Annotated in this window: 18 protein-coding genes and 1 tRNA gene; 7 read left to right on the top strand and 12 right to left on the bottom strand. The window is 67.0% G+C overall.

Annotated elements, in window-relative coordinates:
* Positions 1–6: 6 nt before the first annotated feature.
* The 7 genes from FHT19_RS17260 to FHT19_RS17230 all read left to right on the top strand — a co-directional run bounded on the left by FHT19_RS17260 (position 7) and on the right by FHT19_RS17230 (position 5,317).
* Positions 7–306, top strand: coding sequence for a DUF2849 domain-containing protein (locus tag FHT19_RS17260; protein WP_168557013.1), 300 nt, complete (start codon positions 7–9; stop codon positions 304–306).
* 2 nt (positions 307–308) lie between these two features.
* Positions 309–1,943 (top strand): nitrite/sulfite reductase, encoded by a 1,635-nt coding sequence (locus FHT19_RS17255; RefSeq protein ID WP_169476065.1) that lies wholly within the window; start codon positions 309–311, stop codon positions 1,941–1,943.
* The gene (locus FHT19_RS17250; protein WP_168556876.1) at positions 1,936–2,376 is read left to right on the top strand and encodes a DUF934 domain-containing protein; all 441 of its coding nucleotides are present in this window, start codon (positions 1,936–1,938) and stop codon (positions 2,374–2,376) included. The genes FHT19_RS17255 and FHT19_RS17250 overlap by 8 nt, the downstream gene beginning before the upstream one ends.
* Positions 2,377–2,380: 4 nt before the next feature.
* Positions 2,381–3,190 (top strand): phosphoadenylyl-sulfate reductase, encoded by an 810-nt coding sequence (locus FHT19_RS17245; RefSeq protein WP_168556875.1) that lies wholly within the window; start codon positions 2,381–2,383, stop codon positions 3,188–3,190.
* Between the two features lie 107 nt (positions 3,191–3,297).
* Complete coding sequence (locus FHT19_RS17240; RefSeq protein WP_211184991.1) at positions 3,298–4,692, top strand: MFS transporter; 1,395 nt, start codon at positions 3,298–3,300, stop codon at positions 4,690–4,692.
* 88 nt (positions 4,693–4,780) lie between these two features.
* On the top strand, positions 4,781–4,987 hold the full coding sequence (locus FHT19_RS17235; protein ID WP_169476063.1) for a DUF2945 domain-containing protein: 207 nt from the start codon (positions 4,781–4,783) through the stop codon (positions 4,985–4,987).
* A 3-nt stretch (positions 4,988–4,990) separates the two neighbouring features.
* Positions 4,991–5,317 (top strand): hypothetical protein, encoded by a 327-nt coding sequence (locus FHT19_RS17230; RefSeq protein ID WP_169476061.1) that lies wholly within the window; start codon positions 4,991–4,993, stop codon positions 5,315–5,317.
* 242 nt (positions 5,318–5,559) lie between these two features.
* Here FHT19_RS17230 and FHT19_RS17225 read toward each other — a convergent pair whose 3' ends face one another.
* The 12 genes from FHT19_RS17225 to ftsA form a co-directional block, all read right to left on the bottom strand.
* Positions 5,560–6,495, bottom strand: a complete 936-nt coding sequence (locus tag FHT19_RS17225) for an NAD(P)-dependent oxidoreductase (protein WP_169476059.1) — start codon at positions 6,493–6,495, stop codon at positions 5,560–5,562.
* A gap of 10 nt (positions 6,496–6,505) precedes the next feature.
* On the bottom strand, positions 6,506–7,639 hold the full coding sequence (proB, locus tag FHT19_RS17220) for a glutamate 5-kinase (protein ID WP_169476058.1): 1,134 nt from the start codon (positions 7,637–7,639) through the stop codon (positions 6,506–6,508).
* Between the two features lie 126 nt (positions 7,640–7,765).
* Positions 7,766–8,821: a GTPase ObgE gene (obgE, locus tag FHT19_RS17215; protein ID WP_169476056.1), complete on the bottom strand. Its 1,056-nt coding sequence runs from the start codon at positions 8,819–8,821 to the stop codon at positions 7,766–7,768.
* 181 nt (positions 8,822–9,002) lie between these two features.
* A tRNA-Ala gene (locus FHT19_RS17210) sits at positions 9,003–9,078 on the bottom strand.
* Between the two features lie 105 nt (positions 9,079–9,183).
* On the bottom strand, positions 9,184–9,945 hold the full coding sequence (locus FHT19_RS17205; RefSeq protein WP_169476054.1) for a hypothetical protein: 762 nt from the start codon (positions 9,943–9,945) through the stop codon (positions 9,184–9,186).
* A 224-nt stretch (positions 9,946–10,169) separates the two neighbouring features.
* Positions 10,170–10,913 carry a Bax inhibitor-1/YccA family protein gene (locus FHT19_RS17200; RefSeq protein ID WP_169476192.1) on the bottom strand — a complete coding sequence of 248 codons (744 nt, stop codon included), beginning with the start codon at positions 10,911–10,913 and terminating at the stop codon, positions 10,170–10,172.
* A gap of 124 nt (positions 10,914–11,037) precedes the next feature.
* Positions 11,038–11,844 carry a pyrroline-5-carboxylate reductase dimerization domain-containing protein gene (locus FHT19_RS17195; RefSeq protein ID WP_169476053.1) on the bottom strand — a complete coding sequence of 269 codons (807 nt, stop codon included), beginning with the start codon at positions 11,842–11,844 and terminating at the stop codon, positions 11,038–11,040.
* Positions 11,845–11,859: 15 nt separating this feature from the next.
* Positions 11,860–12,363, bottom strand: a complete 504-nt coding sequence (locus FHT19_RS17190) for a YbjN domain-containing protein (protein WP_168557011.1) — start codon at positions 12,361–12,363, stop codon at positions 11,860–11,862.
* Between the two features lie 12 nt (positions 12,364–12,375).
* On the bottom strand, positions 12,376–12,504 hold the full coding sequence (locus FHT19_RS24645) for a hypothetical protein (protein ID WP_282436217.1): 129 nt from the start codon (positions 12,502–12,504) through the stop codon (positions 12,376–12,378).
* 148 nt (positions 12,505–12,652) lie between these two features.
* Positions 12,653–14,704: an SPOR domain-containing protein gene (locus tag FHT19_RS17185; RefSeq protein WP_169476052.1), complete on the bottom strand. Its 2,052-nt coding sequence runs from the start codon at positions 14,702–14,704 to the stop codon at positions 12,653–12,655.
* Between the two features lie 125 nt (positions 14,705–14,829).
* On the bottom strand, positions 14,830–16,281 hold the full coding sequence (ftsZ, locus tag FHT19_RS17180; RefSeq protein WP_169476050.1) for a cell division protein FtsZ: 1,452 nt from the start codon (positions 16,279–16,281) through the stop codon (positions 14,830–14,832).
* 204 nt (positions 16,282–16,485) lie between these two features.
* Positions 16,486–17,769: a cell division protein FtsA gene (gene ftsA, locus FHT19_RS17175; protein ID WP_169476048.1), complete on the bottom strand. Its 1,284-nt coding sequence runs from the start codon at positions 17,767–17,769 to the stop codon at positions 16,486–16,488.
* Between the last annotated feature and the right edge of the window lie 2 nt (positions 17,770–17,771).

Below are 17,771 nucleotides of genomic sequence, written 5' to 3'. Positions count from 1 at the left end.
GACAAGATCAAAGTGATCACCGGCAGCGATCTGCGCACCGGCGACGTGATCTGGTGGACCGGTGAAGGCTGGTCGCGCCATGTCGACAACGCCGTGGCGGTAGATCACGATGCCGATGCCATCATCGCGCGCGAAAACGCCAAGCAGGTGGTGACCGACACCCATGTGATCGACGCCTTTGCCGGCCCGGACGGCACCGTGCGCCCGGCACACATCAAGGATCGCATCCGCGCCCTTGGCCCCACCGTTCGCCTCGATCTTTCGCTCAAGCCTGCCGATCCGCAGGCCGGCACCTGGGTAATCTGACGATGTATCAATACGATCAACACGACCAGGCGATGGTCGATGCCCGCGTGGCCGAATTCCGTGGCCAGGTCGCGCGCCGCCTTTCGGGCGAACTGACCGAAGACCAGTTCAAGCCGCTGCGCCTCAAGAACGGGCTCTACCTGCAGCTCCACGCCTATATGCTGCGCGTTGCGGTGCCCTATGGCACGCTCAATTCCGCGCAGATGCGCGTGCTGGGCGATATCGCCGACAAGTACGACCGCGGCTATGGCCACTTCACCACGCGCCAGAACATCCAGTACAACTGGATCAAGCTGGCCGATGCCCCCGATATCCTGGCCGACCTCGCCAAGGTCCAGCTCCACGCGATCCAGACCAGCGGCAATTGCATCCGCAACACCACGTCGGATCACTTTGCCGGCGCTGCCGCCGACGAAGTGGCCGATCCGCGCCCCTATGCCGAACTGCTGCGCCAGTGGTCCACGTTCCACCCGGAATTCGATTACCTGCCGCGCAAGTTCAAGGTGGCGATCATCGCCAGCGACACCGACCGCGCGGCCATGCGCCTGCACGACATCGGCATCCAGATCGTGAAGAACGAAGCGGGCGAAATCGGCTGCAAGTTCTTTGCCGGCGGCGGCATGGGCCGCACCCCGATGATCGCGCCGTGCATTGCCGAATTCGTGCCCGCGCTGCAGATGATCAGCTTCCTCGAAGCGGCCCTGCGCGTCTACAACCGCCACGGCCGGCGCGACAACAAGTACAAGGCGCGGATCAAGATCCTCGTCCATGAAATCGGCGTGGCCGAATACAGCCGCCAGGTGCAGGAAGAATTCGCCCACATCCTCACCCAGGGCCTCGAACCGCCGCCAGAGGAACTGGAGCGCATCAAGGCGATGTTTGCCGATCCCGGCCTGGAAAGCGGCCTGCCTGACGATCTGGACCTCAGCGATCCCGATTTCGCGCTGTGGGTGGATCAGAACGTCCACGCCCACAAGCAGCCGGGCTATGCCATCGTTACCATCAGCCTCAAGCCCACCGGTGGCATTCCCGGTGACGCCAGCGCCGACCAGATCCGCCTGATGGCCGATCTGGCGCGCGACCACAGCCTCGATGAACTGCGCGTCAGCCACGCGCAGAACATCGTGCTGCCCCACGTGAAGAAAGCCGATCTCTATCGCGTCTGGCAGGCGCTTGATGCAGCAGGCCTCGCCACGCCCAACCTCGACCTGATCACCGACATCATCGCCTGCCCGGGCCTGGATTACTGCGCGCTCGCCAATGCCCGCTCGATCCCCCTGGCGCAGAAGATCACCGATCGCTTTGCCGACGTTGGCCGCCAGCGCGAACTGGGTGAGCTGAAGCTCAAGATTTCGGGCTGCATCAACGCCTGTGGGCACCACCACGCCGGCCACATCGGCATCCTCGGCGTGGACCGCAAGGGCGTTGAAAACTACCAGCTTTTGCTCGGCGGGGCGGAAAGCGCCGATACCTCGCTCGGCACCATCACTGGGCCGGGCTTTTCCGAAGACGGCGTGGTCGATGCCATCGAAAAGGTGACCGACGTCTATCTCGCCCGCCGCGATGCCGGGGAACGCTTCCTCGATACCTATCGCCGCATCGGCATGGCCCCGTTCAAGGAGGCGATCTATGGTTGAGTCCGTCCTGCGCTATCGCGATGACGAGCCGGTGGGCGATCCGGCCGTGACCGTCGATTCCTTTGCCGCGCAAGGCAATGCCACGGCCGTGCGGATCGAACCGGGCGACGATGCCCTGGCCTTGCTGCCCTACCTCGATCGCATTGCGCTGATCGAAGTGAACTTCCCCAACTATGCCGACGGGCGTGGCTATTCGGCCGCCCGCAGCTTGCGCGAACGCGGCTATACCGGCGAATTGCGCGCCGTGGGCGATGTGCTGGTCGACCAGCTTTCGCACATGCGGCGCTGCGGCTTCGATTCCTTTGCGCCGGAAAAGCCGATCAGCGCAGAGCAGGCCGAAGCCGCCTTTGCCACCTGGAGCGAAGTCTACCAGAAGACCGTCGATGGCCGCGCGCCGATCTGGGCCGCCCGCCACGGCAAGCAGGGGGCCTGAAGCCATGGCCAGCCCCGCCCGCACGCCCGACATCCTCGACACCGCGCCGCGCTTTACCGCGGATGACGTGGCCGCGCTCAACGCGCGGTTTGCGCAGGCCAGCACGCAAGAAATGCTGGCGGCGGTGCTGGGTGAAGGGCTTGCCGGCCGGGTGGCCGTCGTCTCCAGCTTCGGCGCGGAAAGTGCGGTGCTGCTCCACCTGGTGGCCCAGGTCGATCCGGCCACGCCCGTGCTTTTCCTCGATACGCACAAGCATTTCCCCGAGACGCTGGCCTATCGCGATGCCCTGGTGGCGCAGCTTGGGCTGACCAATCTCGTCGTGCTCGAACCCGATGCCGCGGTGATCGCGAAAAAGGACGAAGCCGGCCTGCGCTGGTCTTGGGACCCGGATGGCTGCTGCGAAATCCGCAAGGTGGTGCCGCTGGCCAAGGCCCTGACCGGGCTGGATGCCACGATCACCGGGCGTAAGGGCTTCCAGTCGTCGACCCGCGCCGGCCTGCCCCGGTTCGAGCTGGACAGCAGCGATGCGGCCGGCCGCCTCAAGATCAATCCGCTCGCCAGCTGGACCAAGGACGCGCTGGAAGCCTATTTCACCGTCCATGGCCTGCCACATCACCCGCTGGTGGCCCAGGGCTATCCGTCGATCGGCTGCGCCCCCTGCACCAGCAAGGTGGCGCCGGGCGAAGACCCGCGCTCGGGCCGTTGGAAAGGCTGGGACAAGACCGAATGCGGCATCCACGTGCCCGGCGCCAAGGACGACGACGAGAGCAAAGGTGGGGGCGAACTCCCCCCCGGCTACGAACCGGTGTTTTGATCAAACCGCAATAACCGCAACGATAAATTTCATCGTTGCGCCGGGCTTGATCCCGCGCCTCGCTTTGGCCAAGGCCGGCGCAGCCCCCCGCCAGGAAAGCCCCGCCCTTGACCGAAGAGATCACCCCGCTGCGCCGCCGCCTGATCATGTGGCTGGTCACCGGCGCGCTGTTCATGGAAATTCTCGACGGCACCATCCTTACCACCGCCCTGCCGTCGATGGCACAGACCTTCCGCACCACGGCGGTGGCGCTCGATATCGGCATCTCGGCCTATCTGCTCGCGCTGGGCGTGCTGATCCCGGCGAGCAGCTGGCTGGCAGACCGTTTCGGCTCGCGCCGCGTCTTCGTCACCGCGATCGCCATCTTCACCCTGGCTTCGGCACTGTGCGGCCAGGCGCAATCGGTGCCTGAATTCGTTGCCCTGCGCGTGTTCCAGGGCGTTGGCGGCGCCATGATGACCCCGGTTGGGCGGCTGGTGGTGATGCGCCACACCCCGCGCGACCAGTTGATCGCAACGCTGTCTGCGCTCATCTGGCCCGCGCTGTTTGCCCCCGTGGTCGGCCCGCCGGTGGGCGGCTTCATCACCGAACACCTTGGCTGGCGCTGGATCTTCTATTTCAACGTGCCGCTGGGCATCGTGGCGCTGGCCGCGGCGCTGTGGCTGATCCCCGATGTGCGTGGTGAACGCCGCCGGTTCGACTGGACGGGCTTTGCCCTCACCGCCGTGGGCGTGTTTGCCCTGCAGATCGGCTTCGAACACAGCGCGCGCCGCATCGACGCGCTGGGCCTGGGCCTTGTCGCCGCCGGTCTTGCCGTGCTTGCTGTCACCATGGCCCACTTGCGGCGCTGCGCCAATCCGTTGCTCGATCTGGCCGCGCTCAGGACGCCATCGTTCCGCGCGGCCGTCAGCGGCGGCACGCTCACCCGCATGGCGATCGGCGCGGTTCCGTTCCTGCTGCCGCTGATGATGCAGGCCGGCTTCGGATTTGGCGCGGTGCACGCCGGCCTGTTCGTGGTGGCGCTGTTTGCCGGGGACATCACGATGAAAGCCATGGTGGAACGCATCCTGCGCCGCTTTGGCCACCGCCCCGTGCTGATCGTCAACGGTGTCCTGTGCGCCGCTTCGCTGGTTTCACTTGCGGCGATCGGCCCCCACTCCCCTGCGCCGCTGGTGGCCGTGCTGCTCTATGTCAACGGCCTGGGGCGCTCGCTCCAGTTCTCCACCCTCTCCACCCTCGCGTTCGCCGATGTGGATTCCGCCGCGATGGGTGACGCCAACGGCCTCTTCAACACCATCCTGCAACTGGGCGCCGCTGCTGGCGTGACTGCGGCAGCGATGAGCGTGCACGCGGGTGAAGCCCTGGCCGGCACGCTGGGCCTTGCGGGCGCCGGGGCGGATTACCGCTTCGCGTTCATCGCGATGGCGGTCCTGTCACTGGGCGGCCTGATCAGCGCGCTACGGCTGCCGCACGAGGCGGGACGGGCCCTGACCGCAGGCTAATAGCGGGCACTGCCGCGTTACCCCACAGCCGCCTGGGAACGGCCTGGGTCACGTCTCGTTTTCGATTGCATAGCAAGAGGAAACGACCATGGCCGAAACGCTCCGCAAAGGCACCAAGGTAAAATGGAACAGCAGTGGCGGCACCGCGCACGGCAAGGTCGTGAAAAAGGTCACCAGCGAGACCATGATCAAGGGCCACAAGGTTGCCGCATCGCCGGATAACCCGCAGGTAATCGTCGAAACCGACGAAGGCGCGCGCGCGGCGCACAAACCCCAGGCCTTGAGCAAGGAGTGAGGCATGGCGACCCAGAGCTTCACGCCCACGCACAAGATGGCGGCCAACGCCAAGCGCGGCCTCAGGCTGCGTGAAAAGTTCAACCGGGGCGGAACGGACGTGGGCGTCAAGCGCGCGCACCAGCTGGCCGAACGCCGGACCGTCACCGAAAAAGACGTCAAGGCGATGGCAAGCTATTTCGCGCGCCATGCCGTCGACAAGAGTGGCCAAAGCCACCAGTGGGACAGCAACGATGATCCCTCCGCCGGCTTCATCGCCTGGCTGTTGTGGGGTGGCGATGAAGGCAAGCGCTGGGCAGAGGCAAAGCGAAAATCGCTGGACGAAGCCTAAGGCCTGCGTACGGCTTGCAGGGCAACCGAAGCAGGACGTTAAACGCGCCGCCGCCCGCAAAACGCAATCGCGCGCCCGCGGGACAGCGCCAGTCCGCGATCACCCCCTGCCGCGCAGCTGCGTTGGCGCTGATTGGCGCGGCGTTCCTCCAGATCAGGATCGTTCCGGCCATGGCCTGCGCGCAGGCTCGCGCGGATGGGCCGACAATGCAAGGACGACGCAGGCGGGCGCGGCCTTGCCCCTTACAGCCACCCCTCTTCCTTGTACCACGCTGCGGTCGCGTGCAGGCCAAGCGTGGTTTCCACCTGCGGTTCCCACAGGCTGGCGGGCGGCCGCGCGCCGTCGCTCACGGTCCAATCGGGGTGGCACATATAGCCGACGCGATCGAGCGTGAGCTTGGCCTTGTCCTTGCGGGCCCAGCGATCGGCCTTGGCGGCCCATTCCAGCACGCCGCGCGGCAGGGGCAGCGGCTTGACCCGCTTGCCCACCGCCAAGCCGATGGCGCGGGCCAGGTCGGTATGGCTCCAGCCGCCGGGCACGCCATCGTCGGGCTCGAATGTCTGGCTCGTTACGTCTTCGCCACCGGGCACGAGGGCCAGCAGCAGCCGCGCCAGATCACTGACGTGAATGATCGAAGCGCGCCCTTCGGGCGGCAGGGGCACCAACCCCTTGCGCGCCAGCTTGAACAGCTCGAACATCTCGGTGTCGCGCGGGCCATAGATTGCCGGCGGGCGCACCACGGTCCAATCCAGGCTGGACGCGCGCACGATCATCTCGCCCTTGCGCTTGCTGGCACCATAGACCGAAAGCTGTGGCTCGCGCGCCGAAAGCGAGGAGACGTGGATGAACCGCTCCACCCCGCCCGCGAGCGCGGCGTTGACCACATTGAGCGTGCCCGACACGTTGCCGGCGTGAAAGCCTGCTTCGTCGGGCGCGTTCACCACCCCGGCAATATGCAGCACCACACCCGCGCCTCGCACCAGCCGCTTGAGCGCCGCGCTATCGTGCAGATCGCCCATCACCCATTCCACGCCATCACGCGCCGGCTGCGGGCGGCGGGTCAGCGCGCGCACGTCGATCCCGCAGCGCGCGGCCTGTTCCAGCACCGCCTGGCCAACAAAGCCGGTGGCCCCGGTGATCGCCAGCAATTCGCCGGGCCTTTGGCGCAGGGCCATCATGTGCGGCCCCTCACAACAGCACCATCTGGTCCCGATGGATCAGCGCCGAGCGCGGGGCATAGCCCAGGATTGCTTCATGGGCGGAAGACGGATGGCCCAGCAGCCGCGCCGCCTCGGCCGCATCGTATTCCGCCAACCCGCGCGCCAGGGTTTGCCCATCGGGGCCCAGCACGGCCACCACATCGCCACGGGCGAAATCGCCGGCAATGCCCGTGACCCCGGCAGCGAGCAGGCTCGATCCCCGCGCCAAAGCCGCCGCGGCACCCGCATCGACCGTCACCGTCCCGCGCATGCGCAGCCGCCCACCCAACCAGGCCTTGCGCGCAGTGTGGCGGCGGCGCGGCAGGAACAGCGTGCCACGCGTGGTGCCAAACGCAGCGGCAATCGGCGAAACCGGCTGCCCGTCAATGATTGCCAGCGCCATGCCAGCCATTTCGGCAATCTCGGCCGCCTGCAATTTCGACGTCATGCCGCCCGAACCCAAGCCGGACGAGGAACCGCCCGTGGCCATGGCGTGGATTTCGGGCGTCACGCCCTGCACCACGGGAATGCGCACCGCATCGGGCAGGCGCGGATCGCGATCATAGAGCCCGTCGATGTCGGACAGCAGCAGCACGCCCTGCGCGGCAGCGGCCTGGCCTACCCGCGCCGCCAGCCGATCGTTGTCGCCAAAGCGGATTTCCTGGGTCGCCACCGAATCGTTTTCGTTGATCACCGGCACTGCGCCAGCGGCCAGCAGCCGGCCCAGCGTGGCCGTGACATTGAGATAACGGCGGCGGTCTTCCAGGTCTTCCAGCGTCAGCAGGATCTGCGCGGCGGTGATGCCGTGGCCGGCCAGCAGTTCGGCCCACAGCCCCGCCAGCGCGATCTGCCCGACAGAGGCACTGGCCTGGGCATCGGCCAGGCTGCCCCGCCCGCCCTTGGACAGGCCCAGCTTGCGCGCGCCCAGCGCGATGGCGCCCGAAGATACCACGATCACCTGCTGCCCGGCGGCACGGGCGGCAGCAATCTCGGCCACCAGCGCGGTCAACCATTCGCGGCGCGGCTGCCCATCCTTGCCCACCAGCAAAGCCGAGCCGACCTTGATCACAAGGCGGGGGCAAAGGGCAGGATCGGCGAGATGGGAAAGCTGGCGAATGCGCATGATCGGCGCGGCTTAGGCCAAATGCCCCGGCAGGTGAAGGGCGCTTGAAGGAATTGTGACACGGTTGGGCGCGGGCATGTGGATCAGCTTGCGCCAGGCCCCGCACCACCCCCAACCCCGATAAAATCAGATCGGGGACCAGGGCTTGGCGTCGGCCGCGTCTTCCACTTCGCCCGAGGGGCGCTCGGTCGAGGTGGCGGCGGGCAGATGGTCGAGCACGGCGTCGAGCAGGTCGTCCATGCCCTTGCCCGTCGCGCCCGAAATTGGGAACACCCGCGTTGCGCCCGCTTCGATCAACTCGCGCGAGAACGCGCGCACCAGTTCGGCATCGACCAGGTCGATCTTGTTGAGCGCCACCAGGCGCGGCTTGTCTTCCAAGCCGGCGCCATAGGCTTCGAGTTCGTCCTCCACGATCTGCAACGCTTCGGCCGGATCGGTGCCGTGGATGTCGATCAGGTGGATCAGCACGCGGCAGCGCTCGATATGGCCCAGGAAGCGGTCCCCGATCCCTGCCCCTTCGGCCGCGCCCGCGATCAGGCCGGGAATGTCGGCCAGCACGAATTCACGCGCGCGATGACGCACCACGCCCAGTTGCGGGCGCGTGGTGGTGAACGCATAATCGCCCACCTTGGCCTTGGTGTTGGTGATCTGGTTGATGAACGTGGATTTGCCCGCGTTGGGCAGGCCAACCAGGCCGGCATCGGCCAGCAGCTTGAGCCGCAGCCACACGTACATTTCGTCGCCCGGCCAGCCCGGCCCGCACTGGCGCGGGGCGCGGTTGGTGGACGATTTGAACGAGAGATTGCCGCGCCCGCCATCGCCGCCGCGCAGCAGCACCACGCGCTGCCCCGGCTCGGTAAGATCGAGCAGCACGTTTTCGCGTTCGTCGTCCAGCACTTGCGTGCCCACCGGCACTTTGATCACCAGATCGTTGCCGCCCGCGCCGGTGCGGTTCTTGCCCGCGCCGCCATGGCCGCGCTGGGCTTTGAAATGCTGGGTATAGCGGAAGTCGATCAGGGTGTTGAGCCCGGTCACCGCCTCGAAAACGATGTCGCCACCCTTGCCGCCATCGCCACCATCAGGGCCGCCGTATTCGACGTATTTCTCGCGGCGGAAGCTGACCGCACCGGGGCCACCCTGCCCCGAGCGGATGAAGATCTTGGCCTGGTCGAGAAAATGCATGGCGTTTAAATCCGGCAGTCCTGAAATGGCGCCGCCGGCGTGCCTTTTCAGCAAACGCCGATTGCGCCAAGGCCCGCTTTGCCCACCCGGCCCGTCGGCTGATGGCGCGTCGGAATTCAGGCTGGCTGCAGGCTGGCGAGCATGGGGACCGGAAATGGAACCGATCCGTTCAATTTCATACTGGTGGAGCCGAGGGGGATCGAACCCCTGACCTCGTCATTGCGAACGACGCGCTCTCCCAGCTGAGCTACGGCCCCGTTCCAGTATCTTCCACAGCGGGGATGCCAAGGCGTCCCTCGCTTCGGGAGCGCCGCCATTAGCGCAGAGGCATGGCGGCGCCAAGAGCAAATTTCGATCTTTTTTTAGAGCGCGCCAGTGGCCGGAGCCGGGCTGGCGCCCAGATTGGTCCCCTCGCTTGCCACCACCGGAATCACCAACCGGGTGCCGGGCTCGGCATTGCCATATTGCGCCCGCCAGATCGCCAGATCGGTGCGGTACTGATCATAGCGGCGATAGAATGCGTCGAACACGATCTCGATATTGGGCAGGCTGCGCACGGCGAACGCTTCCAGTTCTGCCGGGGGCAGCGTGGCCGCGTCACGCGCCACGGCGAGCGTCGCATCGCAGAAATCGTTCATCGTGGGCGGCAGGGCGAAGTGGTTGTAGACTGCGGTCATGTACTGTTCGCGCGGGGCGATAAACTGCGCGCCGAACTTGGCCTTGAATTCCTGGTCCACCGTCTTGTTGGCCTTGTCCAGCATCTTGGCCTGGGATTTCAGGAATGTGCGATAGAGCGGCAGCAGATCGGCATGGCGCGGGCCAGCGCAATTGAGCGCGGCGACGTTATAGGCCGAACGCAGGTTCCACACCATCTGCGCCGGGGTGATGTTGCGGTTGACCGACTCGCGCAAGCCCGTGGCCGCCAGCGGCGGCACGGTAAGATTGGCGCTGGCACCGTTGGGCGGCGTTGGCCGCGCCGGCACGATCACGACCTTGGGCGGCGGGGGCGGCGGCGGAGGGGGCGGTGGCGGCGCCTTGGCAGCGCAGCCGGCCAGGGCCACGCCCAGCACGGCGGTCAGCGCGTAGGCGCAGATCCGTGTCCGGCTTTGGTGCAACATGGCCATTTCCCCCCTTTGATTTTCAACACTGTTTTTGGCGCTGGTGCGCAACATTCCCACCATGGCAGACCCCGGATCACGTGAACGGCGCTTGTGGTGAAGCGCCAAACCTTTCTGAAAGCTGACTGAATTTGGTAACCTGCTTTCCCGGAAAGGAAAATGCCCGACAACCGAAAAGGTTGCCGGGCACGTAATCTAACCTATGCCCACCGCGGCAGGCAATGGCACGATCAGCGACGATCGCCCATCAGTTGCAAAAGCGAGGTGAACATGTTGATGAAATCGAGGTACAGCGTCAGCGCGCCCATCACCACGACCTTGTCCATCATCGCCGTGCCAGCGACATAGGCATACTGTTCCTTAAGGCGCTGCGTGTCATAGGCGGTAAGACCCGCAAAGATCAGCACGCCCAGGAAGCTGATGCCCCAGGCCAGGCCAGGCGACGCCAGGAACAGGTTGATCACCGAGGCGATGATCAGGCCGAACAGGCCCATGATCAGGAACGTGCCCATGCCCGACAGGCTCTTGCGCGTGGTATAGCCAAACAGGCTAAGCCCCGCAAAGGCGCCGGCGGTGGCAAAGAACGTCGCCGCGATCGATGCGCCGGTATAGACGAAGAAGATCGACGAGAGCGACAGGCCCATCGTCACGCTGAACGCCCAGAACAGCGCCTTGAGCGTGCCGGTGGAAATGCGGTTGATGCCAAAGCTCATGACCATGACGAACGCGAGCGGCGCAAGCGCGACCACCCAGCGCAGCGGGGTGCCGAACACGGCGGCGGCCATGCCGCTGGTGGCGAACACCAGCGCGACCACGCCCGAGAGCAACACGCCCGAGGCCATGTAGTTGTAGATCGAAAGCATGTAGCGACGCAGGCCGGCGTCGAACACTTCGCCGCGGCCGAATGCACCCGATAGGCTCGGAGACGCGCCGAAGCCCGTCTGCGAGGGCTGAGGGTCGTTCCAGTTTGCCATGGCTTGCACTTTCTCCATTGCGGGCAAAATGCCCATGGCTGCAATATCGGCCTTCCCCGCGCCGCTTTCAAGCGAAACCGGTGCGGACAAAATGTGACAAAGTGTATTTACCGCGCGGGCGGAATCAGGCGGCGTCGCGCGCTTCCTGCGTCATTTCCGCGCTGCGGTCGCGCGCGGCGCGCAAGGTATCCTGCATCAGCAGCGCCAGGCGATCGTCGGCGTCGAGCACGTCGAGCCCCTTTTGCGTGGTACCGCCGGGGCTTGCGACACGGCGGGCCAGTTCCCCCGGCCCGTATTCCGAAGCGGCCGCCAGGGCGGCGGCGCCATCCACCATCGCCAGAGCCAGGCGGTCGGCCTGTTCGCGCGGCAGGCCCAGCGCCGCCGCGCCTGCAGCCAGGGCATCGATCACGCGATAGATGAATGCCGGGCCCGATCCTGCCAGCGCCGTCACCAGGTCCATCTGGTCTTCGCCCGAAAGCCATTCGGCCGTGCCGAGCGGCGCCATCAGGTGCGTGACCTCGGCATTGATCAGGTCGGTGCCATCGCCCACCAGCGCGATGGGCGACTTGCCCAGTGCCGCGGCCAGGTTGGGCATGACCCGCACGACGGCGGCAGCATGCGGGAAACGCGCACGCAGCGTGGCAAGGTCAACCCCGGCCAGGATCGAAAGCACCACGGTGTTTTCCCCCACCAGCGGCGCGATCGCCGGCGCCGCGGCAGCCAGGCCCTGCGGCTTGAACCCCAGCATCACGAACCGCGGCGGCGCTTCGCCCACCGGGGCGCTGCGCAGCAGGCGCACGCCTGCCGGTGCCTGTGGCAGATGGGGATCGACCACGGTGAACGCCGCGGGCGCAATGCCGCTGGCCAGCCAGCCAGTGAGCATGGCGCCGCCCATGTTGCCGCAACCGAACTGGAGGAAGGAATACGTCATCTGCAAAAGGCTCCGTCAGGCTTCGCCCGCAGCATCGACCAGCGCGCTGGCCAGCGCATCGGCCGGGCTCTTGTCACCCCAGAGGATGAACTGGAAAGCGGGGTAGAAGCGGTCGCACTCGTCCACCGCCGCCTCGATGGCGACTTGCGCCTGGTGCAGGCTGAGCAGGCCGTCGTCGCCCAGCATCAGCCCGTGGCGATAGAGCAGCACGCTGCCGTTGGACCAGATGTCGAAATGGCCGAGCCAGACCTGCTCGTTGATCAGCGCCATGACTTCGAACATCGCAGCCCTCTTGTCATCGGGCACGCGAATGTCAGGCAGCGAGAGGATCTGCAGCACATGATCCTCGGGCCGCCAGATGCAACGCAACTGGTACGTGGCCCAGGAGCCCTGCACTTCCCCATGGATTTCATCGTCCGACACGAATTCGCAGGGCCAGCCCCGCGCTTCGAACAGGGAAGCGAGCATGTCCACCGGCGCGGCGTCGTCGCGGTCGCTGTCGTCGTGGCCGGTTCGCATCATCACGCCCCCTCACACGGTGCCCATGCCGGCGACAATGCCGACGCCGTTGCCGGCAGCCGTGGTTTCCATTCGATCCATCGCGGAGCGAATTGCCGCCGACAATCGACCGTTAGCCCAGGCTTGGGCAAAACTCGACAAGGCTGTGCAAAACTTGTGGACAAGCAGGTCAATCGCTCCCCTTCCTCGTTAGAGGAGCGGGTCGGCGGGTGGTCGAACCCTGGCGCAAGGCGTCGCACCACCCCCAACCCCTCCTTGCGAAGAGGAGGGGCGATTTCTCAACACCGTCCTACTTTGCAGAAACACCGTCCATCGCTTGCCCCGCCGGGCTGTCGAACTGGAAGGCACCGACGCCCTTTGCCTTGAGCTTGGCCACAAATTCCTGCGCGGCGGCATCGCTGGGGAATGGCCCGGTGACCAGGCGATAGACCCGGTTCCACGATGTGACATAGGCCTTGCGGCCGTGCAGTTCGGGAGCCTTGGCCTGAAGCCCGGCCCATTCCTTGCCCATCTTGGCGCGGTTGCCACCGGTTAGCACCTGAACCCAGGTGCGCGCCGGATTGGCGGCAAGCCGCTTGGCCTCTTCCTTGGCCTTGCGCGCTTCCTCGGCCTTCTTGGCATCGGCCAGCTTCTTTTCGGCCGCAGCCTTCTTGTCGGCAGCGGCTTTCTTGGCGTCGGCCAGCTTCTTGGCTTGGGCCGCCTGGCGCGCCTCGATCGCCGCCTTTTCGGCGGCAGCACGCTCGTTGGCGGCCTGGATCGCGGCGAGATCGACGGCAACGGTCGGCCGCTGCTGCTCTTCGGCTGGGGCGGCGAAACCGGCAAAGAGCGCGGCAAAGCCATCGGGCGAAGGCGCCGGCGGCACCGCTTGCGGCGCCGGTTGAGGCGCGGCTTGCGGAGGCAGCGTGTAGGAAGGTGTGGACGACGGCGTGGGCGCCGGCACGGGCGCGGCCTGGGCCACCTGCACCGGCGTGGGATGCGGCGGCACGCCGGGCGCCGATGCGGGCACCGCTGCCGGGGCCTGCGGCACGGGCGGCAGCACGATGGCCGGCGCCGGCGTAGCAGTGGCCGGGGCGGTGGACGCGGTGGCCGGCTGGGCTGCCGGCGGCGACGCAGGACGCGGGATGACGTCCACGATCGGACCGGCATAAGCACCGGACGCGGCGGGCGGACTGGGTGGCGTGGCCTGCGCCAGTTGCGTGGGCCGCGCCACGCCCGCCGTGGCTGTGCCGGGCGTGGTGGAGGCGCTGGCCGTTGCCGTGGCGGGCGCCGGGATCACCCGCCCACGCCGATCGCGACGCACGGGCGCGGTAGCGGGCAGAGTCGCCGGCTGGGCCTGCGCCACGAGCACGGGCGCCTGGCGCGGATGGCTTTGCGCATATTGCACGATCTGCGGATCGTCGCGGCCGATATCGGCCGCGCGGGGAAAGCGGCCGAAATTGGCAGCGGCTGCCTGCTGTGCCGGGGTCAACCGGGTCAGATAGCGCAAGTATGGCGCGATGCCTGCGGCCAATTGCGGCGGCATCGAGGAATTGGCCACGGCCACGGCTTCGTCAGGCTGCCCGGCAATCGCCAGGATAAAGGTGCGCACGCGCCAGGCGGCGCGATCCGACTGCGCAATCTGCGGGGCCAGCACCTTTTCGGCACTGGCGCGATCACCCCCGATCGCCAGGCTCAGCGCCAGGCGCCGGGTGATCTCGGCATCGGGCGCACGGGCCAGGGCCTGCTGGTAATAGCGCTGCGCCATCGCGTTATCGCCCACCAAGTCGTGCGCCAGGCCTCGATCCCCGGCCATGCCGGCCAGGTCTGCCCCGCTGCGCTCCGCCTCGTCAAAGGCGCGAATGGCGGGCAAGGGTTCGTTGTGACGCAACAGGGCCTTGCCGAGCTGGGCGTTGATCCGCCCATTGCCCGGCGCCACGTCGGCGGCGCGGCGCAGGAAACCCAGTGCGGCATCCACGTCGCCGAGCGCCATGGCAGCATTGCCGGCATCGAGCAGAGCCTCGGGATTGCGCGGATCCTGGGCCAGGCGGGCCAGCGCGGCGTTGAGGCCTTGGCCATCCCCCCCCGACGGCACGGCCTGGACAACCGGGCGCGACACGGTGGGAAGCGGCTGCACCACCGGATTGGAGACCATCGGCAGCGGCGCCCCAGTGTAGGTCGGCGTGGGCGCAGGCGGCGTGGTGCTGCGGGTGACGGGCCGCGCGGTGCGGCTGCCCGGCGTATCCAGCACCGACTGCTGCGGCATCTGCGAAAGGTCTTGCGCCAGCAGCGGCAGCGGCGCCGCCATCAGCAGCACGGCCGCCAAAGCGGAAAACGGGCGAGCGGGAGAGGTTTCAAAAGTCATCTTGGCGCCGCCTTAGCGCATTGTCGCTTAAGCCAGAACAACAAGCCGCCACTCTCACGGGGGAAAGTGGCGGCATGGTGTGGCATCAAGCCAGAACGATTGCCCAGAGATTCATGAGCCGGGGATCATTGATTGTTCTGGCGGCCCAGGAAGCGCGGGATGCTGAGCGAGGACGCATCTTCGCCTTCTTCACTCTCTTCCGTGCGGGCGGCGCCGCGCGAAAGATTGGCCATCCGCTCGAACAGGGTGCTGCCCCCTGCCCCGCCACCCACGCGCGGGGTCGGGCGTTCAGCCTCACCCCCGGCACCGCCGCCAAGGCCCAGACGCGGGGTTGGCGCGGTGGGCGCGGGATCGATCGTGTAGTCCTGCGCCGGATCGGCACCCAGGTCCAACGTCAGGTCGAGCGGATCGTCCGCAGCCGGTGCCGCTTCGGGCTCGGGCGTCCAGGCCGGAGCGGCCGGCGGCGGCGTGGCGGCAACGGGGGCCGGAGCCGCAGGCTGGGCCGTGGGCGTGGCAATCGCCGGACGCGGCGGCGCGGCCGGCGTGAACGACGGACCACGCGCAGCGCCGGGCAGGTTCACCGGGCGGGCAGCCTGTTCGGCCTGTTCCACGCTCTGCTCTATGCCGGTGGCGACCACCGACACGCGGATCTTGCCGTTGAGATCGGGATTGAACGCCGAACCCCAGATGATGTTGGCGTTGGGATCGACCAGTTCGCGGATGTGGTTGGCCGCTTCATCCACTTCGAGCAGCTTCATGTCGTCGCCGCCGATGATCGAAATGATCACGCCCTTGGCGCCCTGCATCGAAACGCCATCGAGCAGCGGGTTGGCAATGGCGCGTTCGGCCGCTTCAAGCGCACGGTTGGGGCCTTCACCCTCGCCCGTGCCCATCATCGCCTTGCCCATTTCGCCCATGACCGAGCGCACGTCGGCAAAGTCGAGGTTGATCAGGCCGGGCATGATCATCAGGTCGGTGATCGAACGCACGCCCTGCTGCAACACTTCGTCGGCAAGCTGGAACGCTTCCTTGAACGTGGTTTCGGCCTTGGCCACCAGGAACAGGTTCTGGTTGGGAATGACGATCAGCGTATCGACGTGCTTTTGCAGTTCCTCGATGCCGGTTTCGGCCGAGCGCATGCGGCGCGTGCCTTCAAACAGGAACGGCTTGCTCACCACGCCCACGGTCAGCACGCCCTTGCGGCGCGCCGCCTCGGCAATCACCGGCGCAGCGCCGGTGCCGGTGCCGCCGCCCATGCCAGCCGCGATGAACACCATGTGCACACCATCGAGCACGCGTTCGAGCTCGGGCAGGGTTTCCTCTGCCGCGGCGCGGCCCACTTCGGGGCGGGCGCCGGCGCCCAGGCCCTGCGTGATCGCCGGGCCAAGCTGGATGCGGTTTTCCGCGATCGAATTGTTCAGCGCCTGCGCGTCGGTGTTGCAGACCACGAAATCGACGCCTTCGATATTGGCGCTGATCATGTTGGCAATGGCGTTGCCGCCAGCGCCACCCACCCCGATCACCGTGATACGGGGCCGAAGCTCGTCGATGGCCGGCGGTCCGATGTTGATGCTCATGTCGGTCTCCCTTTCGGGTTTGGCAGTGGGATGGGTCTGGGGCCGGAATGGCCGAAATGTGGATTTTCCAGCTTTGGCACGGAACGTTTCATCGAATCAAAGGCGATCGGCGCTTTTCCACAAGATCGATTGGCCATTTGGCCCCGAAATCGGCCAATCCGGTTGCTTCGTGCGACGAAAGCCCCGGATCGGTGGCATCAGCGTCTAAAAATACTCCTTGAGCGCGCGCACGATGCGCCGCCCCATGCCCCACAGCGTGGTGGCGCCGGCGCCCTGGCTGGCCGCGGTCAGCTTGCGAATGTCGATCGGGTCGGACGCGGCATAGAGCACCAGGCCCACCAGCGTGGACGAACTGGGCGTGGCATGGCCCTGCGGCAGGCCCAGCATGGCCGGCGGTGCGCCGATCCGCACCGGGCGCCCCAGTGCCGATTGGGCATAGTCGGCCAGGCCCGGCAGTTGCGCACCGCCACCGGTCAAGACCACTTGCTGCCCGCGCGTGCCGGTAAAGCCCATGGCCTTGAGGCAGCGGCCCAGCTCGTCGGTGAAATGGCCCAATTGCTGGGTAATGACCGAAATCAGCTCGGCGCGTGGAATGCGGTTCTTGTCGTCGGCATGACGCGCCATCGGCCCTGCCCCTTCGGGATCGCCCGGCGCGTTGACCGGGATCATCTCGCGATGGTCGGCAGGGCTGGCGATGGCCGAGCCCGACATGCACTTGAGCCGCTCGGCCTGATAGCGGCGGATGCCGAAGGCCGAGGCCACGGCGTCGGTGATGTCCCCCGATCCGAACGGCAGGACCTGCATGCCCAGCAGCATGCCCCCGGCGTGGACAGAAACCGTGGTCACTTCTGCCCCGAAATCGACCAGGGCAACGCCCAAGTCGCGCTCCTCCTGGGCCAGGCAGGCAAGGCCGGCGGCCACGGGCGCGGCCACCACGCCATCGACCTTGAGGTGGGCGTTCTCCACCGTCTCGCGAATGTTGCGGATCGGTGCGCCATCGGCGAGCATGACGTGGATATCCACCGCCAGCCGATCGGCATGCAGCCCCTTGGGATTGGGCACGCCGTGCGCGCCATCGAGCGTGTAGTGCGCCGGCTGGGCATGGAGCACGGTGCGCCCGTCGGGCTGGATCACGTCGCGCGCGGCCACCAGCAGGTGCGCGATATCGTCGTCCTCGATCCGCCGTCCGCCGATTTCCACTTCCACTTGCGCGGTGGAACTGGCCAGCCCCGCCCCGGCACAGCCGACCAGCACTTGCGTGATCGAGGTGTTCGCCATCTTCTCGGCCCGCTCGATCGCGTCGCGCACCGAATGGGTGGCGGCAAGCATATCCACCACATAGCCGCGCTTGATCCCCTGCGAGGCGCGGTGGCCCGAGCCAAGCACGACGAGTTCGCCCGCTTCGGACAGCCCGGCGATCATCGCGGAGGTACGGAACGAGCCAAGATTGACCGCGGCAAAGACCTTGGTGATGCGAGGGGCTGCCACGG

Origin of the sequence: Novosphingobium sp. SG919, from assembly GCF_012932495.1 — a bacterium.
Taxonomy (GTDB): domain Bacteria; phylum Pseudomonadota; class Alphaproteobacteria; order Sphingomonadales; family Sphingomonadaceae; genus Novosphingobium; species Novosphingobium rhizosphaerae.
The sequence above is the reverse complement of the archived record's forward strand: the minus strand, read 5'-3'. Positions and strand labels throughout refer to the sequence as shown.